The organism is Oleiphilus sp. HI0086 (genome assembly GCF_001635225.1).
Map to the genome: position 1 here is coordinate 1 of NZ_LWFZ01000064.1, position 1042 is coordinate 1042.

The 1042-nt window shown below is 48.2% G+C and carries 1 protein-coding gene; it reads right to left on the bottom strand.

The features are described from left to right. On the bottom strand, nucleotides 1-1042 hold a 1042-nt coding region (locus A3756_RS01095; protein WP_156490152.1), incomplete at both ends, for a DUF5011 domain-containing protein.

Below are 1042 nucleotides of genomic sequence, written 5' to 3' on the forward strand. Positions count from 1 at the left end.
CTGCCCGTGACAACAATACTAGCGCTCATATCGCCATCGATAAGGTCGGAGGCAGTAGCGCCTGCATCTGTATAGGTGCTGCCTTGTTGATGGTTGACGACTGAACTGCCGATAATGGTAATAGCAGGGGCTGTCGTGTCGGCCACGATAACGGTTCTTGTAATTGATGTGGCTGCGTTACCGGCTGTATCGCTAACATTATAAGTAAGAATATAGGAGCCGGCAGTATTTGCATCAACGGAGCCCGTGACAAGGATATTTGCAGTTAAGTCTCCGTCAACGGTATCACTGGCGGATGCGCCTGCATCGGTATAGCTTGTTCCTTGCTCATGATTAGTTGGAGTACTTCCGCTTAAGGTCAATACCGGTAGCGTTGTATCAACAACTGTAATAGTACGTGTTAGTGTTGTTGCGTTATTTCCTGCGCTGTCGCTAACGTTGTAATTGAGAGTGTATGTGCCAGCGGCATTTGCATCGACAAAACCGGATACAGTGATGCTGGCGGTTATATCCCCGTCAGTATTGTCTGTAGCACTGGCGCCAGGGTCGCTATAAGCAGTTCCTTGTTCATGGTTGATGCTTGCCGAGCCAAGTAATGTGATAACCGGTGCGGTAGTATCGGTGACGATTACTGTTCGCGTAAGCTGTACGGCATTGTTCCCAGCTGCATCACTTACGTCATAGCTAATTACATATGTTCCAGTCGCAAGAGGGTTGACTGTTCCGCTTGAAATAATACTGGAGCTCAGGTCGCCATCAATATTATCTGTCGCACTTGCGCCTGCATCGGTATAGCTTGAGCCAAGTTCAATATTTACGGTTGTGTTGCCAATTAGAGTTATCATTGGTGCAGTAAAGTCGCCGACATTAACTGTTCGGACTTGTTGTACGGCAGGGTTTCCACCAGAGTCTGTCACATCGTAAGTGACCGTGTATGTGCCTGCGACATTTTCATTCACGTTATTAATGGTGACAATTGCTGCGCTAAGCGTAGCGTCATCATCGACTACGTCTGATGCAGTCGCACCCGGGTCGGTGTAAA